A 3,118-nucleotide genomic window follows, 5' to 3' on the forward strand; every position below is an offset into this window, starting at 1 on the left:
GCCTAAAAATCGGGCGCAAATACGCAAAGCGTATTTGATTAGGTTTACTCCTTTGGAACCTCAATTTGAAAATGTTGATATACAAGTTCTGTTACGACTCGACCACGTGGGGTTCTTTGCAGAAAGCCAATTTGTAAGAGGTATGGCTCGTATACATCTTCTATCGTAAGAGCCTCTTCTCCAATTGTAGCAGAAATCGTCTCAAGTCCAACTGGACCACCACGAAACTTCTCAATGATTCCTTTAAGTAATTTATGGTCAATATGGTCCAGTCCTAAACGGTCGACCTGAAGTAATTCTAGTGCCACATTCGCCATTTGCGTCGTAATTGTACCATCGCCACGCACTTGTGCGAAATCCCTTACCCGTCTAAGCAAACGGTTGGCAATCCTTGGCGTTCCTCTTGACCGCCTCGCAATTTCATATGCAGCTGGGTCTTCGATTTCAACCTCTAATAAATCCGCTGTCCTAGTTACGATATCAGCAAGCTGATTTTCATTGTAATATTCGAGACGACTAAGCACTCCGAATCTGTCCCGAAGTGGGGCAGATAAGGAACCAGCACGTGTGGTTGCTCCAACTAGAGTAAAGGGTGGCAAATCGAGTCGGACAGAGCGTGCTCCCTCTCCCTTTCCGATAACAATATCCAAACAAAAATCCTCCATTGCTGGATATAGAACTTCCTCGATTGAACGCTGGAGGCGATGGATTTCATCAATAAAAAGGACATCTCCCGGTTCAAGTGCTGTCAAAATAGCTGCTAAATCCCCAGGCCTTTCAATCGCTGGGCCTGAGGTCGTGCGAATATTAACGCCCATTTCGTTTGCAATAATCGTAGCTAGCGTCGTTTTCCCCAGCCCCGGAGGTCCATATAATAATACATGGTCTAAGGTCTCCTGCCTCATTTTTGCAGCTTCAATGAAAATCGCTAAATTCGATTTTACCTTTTCTTGACCAATATACTGGGATAAGGTTTGCGGTCTAAGGCTTTGCTCGATTGCTGACTCTTCGTAATTGGCACTACCTGAAACGATTCTGTCCTCCATTCAAGCAACCCCCTTATTTTAATAGCTTTTGTAAAGCCTTTTTAATATATTGATCAGTTGATAGCTTTTCTTTTCTTAATTCAGGCAATACTTTTTTGATTTCTCTTTCTGCATATCCTAACACTTTTAATGCTTCTACAGCTTCATCAAGTTCTGTATGACTTGTATTTATCTCAAGCTCATGATCTTCGGAAAATAAATCAGGATGTAATGAAGGCATAAGGTCATGAAGCTTTCCTTTTAAATCCAAAATGATTTGACGTGCAGTCTTTTTACCTACACCTGGGAACTTTACTAAATATTTTTCATCCTCATTCTCTATCGCTCGAATGACCTGTTGGGGTTCTCCAGAGGCAAGAATCGCTAGCCCGCCTTTTGGACCGATACCTGTAACATTTAACAATTTCAAAAATAAGGCACGCTCCTCACGTGTCTTAAAACCATAGAGAGACAATATATCCTCTCGAACATGCTGATATGTATAAACGGTTTCCTGACTTTCTCTTTTAAAAACAAATGGATTAGGCGTATTAATTTGATAGCCTACTCCGTTATTTTCAACAACAATGTATTCAGGATTTATATATACAACCGTTCCTTTAATAAATTCAATCAAACGTCTTCTCTCCCCTACTTTGCTGTACATTATTTTATCATATTCGACAAGAAAAGACTAAAATAAAAGAGAGACCAGAAGCTTTCCTAGTCTCTCAAATATTTAAGTATTAAGGGGAGGATGTGTATGTCTTATAAGTTTCAATCACATTAATATATTCGTCCTTTGTACCAACCTTGATGCCCTTTTTTAATAAATCATGCTGGTAGCTTTCAAGCTTTTCAACATCGATTTGAAAGAATGATTGGATGACTTTTTCAGATTCATCAGGTTTCCCGTTAAAAATCGATAAAATTCCATCTTCCGTCAAACCAAAGTAGCCGTTTGTTTTAAGTAATGGCGAAATATCGTCTACACGCTGTTGAAACACAACCTGATCTTCATCTTGATGGACTAAGTTCCACCCCTCATACTGGGCCCAAAAATCTTCCATTGATAGGATCGTTTCTTTCAGTATTTCTTCGCTTACCTCACCATCAACATAAACACGTTCAAGAATGACAGTAACCTCTATTGGACCGTCCACTTCATGAACTGTATCCTTATTTTCCTCTGCTAATTCTGCACCGTTTCCTGAAAAGCTTGGCAATATTAATACAACCGCTAGACAAACGATCACCTTTGCTATCGTTCTCATTTTGGCATCACCTCTTACATTTAATTGCCAACTACTTTATATTTAACAATGACCGCCCTACACCCATTAGTGTGACCAAAATTAACAGGTTTATCCAATATTTTTCACATTTATTTTCATTAGAAAGGGATGTCCAAAAAGGACATCCCAAATTATTAACTAACCCCTATTTTGATTTGTAAACGGAGCTTTTATGGTGTTTCCAAGGTTGTCAAAGAGGTCTTTAATGTCAGCATCGATTGTTTCGCGTCTGTTTCCATTACGAATGTCATTATCGATGTCACGAACACGAGTAAAAGTACCTTCATCTGTCACAACATTTACATTTCGATTTCCCGCTAGCGGTGCAACTGCTTTTTCAACTGCATTTTGGACATTATTATTGTTGCTATTATTATTTGTATTAATAGCAACCAGGACATTATCGTCTGTCACGATAACATGAACATCGTTAACATTTTTAACCTTATTAGCACGTTCGGAAATTTTACGGACTAAATTTCCATTGTCATTGTAATATCCATAAGTGTGTACCCTATGGTTATTGTCGTTGAGATGGCTACTATAGTTGCGATCTGCATATCCATGCGTATTATATCCAATTGTATTTGGATTGCCATCATTATAAGGGTTAATTGTACGTCCATTACGGTTATTCATTATCCCAGTCCGGCGCTGTTCATCGCGATAATTCATAATTCCTGGACGGTTTTTTCTAGCTTTATCGTTATCTAAAACACCGGTGTTGTTATTGTTATACCGATTGTTCATGATACCGATTCCGTTATTTCTGTCGTTCCAATTGTTCATGATACCGGT

The 3,118-nt window shown here is 39.0% G+C and carries 4 protein-coding genes; all 4 read right to left on the reverse strand.

Annotated features, from left to right (window positions below; all coding sequences use genetic code 11):
* Positions 1 to 44 precede the first annotated feature (44 nt).
* Positions 45 to 1,046 carry a Holliday junction branch migration DNA helicase RuvB gene (gene ruvB / locus V7147_RS01740; RefSeq protein ID WP_335366134.1) on the reverse strand — a complete coding sequence of 334 codons (1,002 nt, stop codon included), beginning with the start codon at positions 1,044 to 1,046 and terminating at the stop codon, positions 45 to 47.
* 13 nt (positions 1,047 to 1,059) lie between these two features.
* Entirely contained in the window at positions 1,060 to 1,662 is a 603-nt protein-coding gene (ruvA, locus tag V7147_RS01745; protein ID WP_335366135.1) for a Holliday junction branch migration protein RuvA, read from the reverse strand.
* Between the two features lie 109 nt (positions 1,663 to 1,771).
* Complete coding sequence (locus V7147_RS01750) at positions 1,772 to 2,299, reverse strand: intercompartmental signaling factor BofC (RefSeq protein ID WP_335366136.1); 528 nt, start codon at positions 2,297 to 2,299, stop codon at positions 1,772 to 1,774.
* Between the two features lie 159 nt (positions 2,300 to 2,458).
* On the reverse strand, positions 2,459 to 3,118 hold a 660-nt coding region (locus tag V7147_RS01755; protein ID WP_335366137.1), incomplete at its 5' end, for a YhcN/YlaJ family sporulation lipoprotein.

This window comes from Bacillus sp. JJ1521 (assembly GCF_036965165.1).
In the GTDB taxonomy this organism is placed as follows: domain Bacteria; phylum Bacillota; class Bacilli; order Bacillales; family Bacillaceae_L; genus Ferdinandcohnia.

Bases quoted from the DNA above. Each gene is read 5' to 3' on its own strand.
- V7147_RS01750 (WP_335366136.1), bottom strand. From the start codon at position 2,299: ATGAGAACGATAGCAAAGGTGATCGTTTGTCTAGCGGTTGTATTAATA.
- ruvB (WP_335366134.1), bottom strand. From the start codon at position 1,046: ATGGAGGACAGAATCGTTTCAGGTAGTGCCAATTACGAAGAGTCAGCA.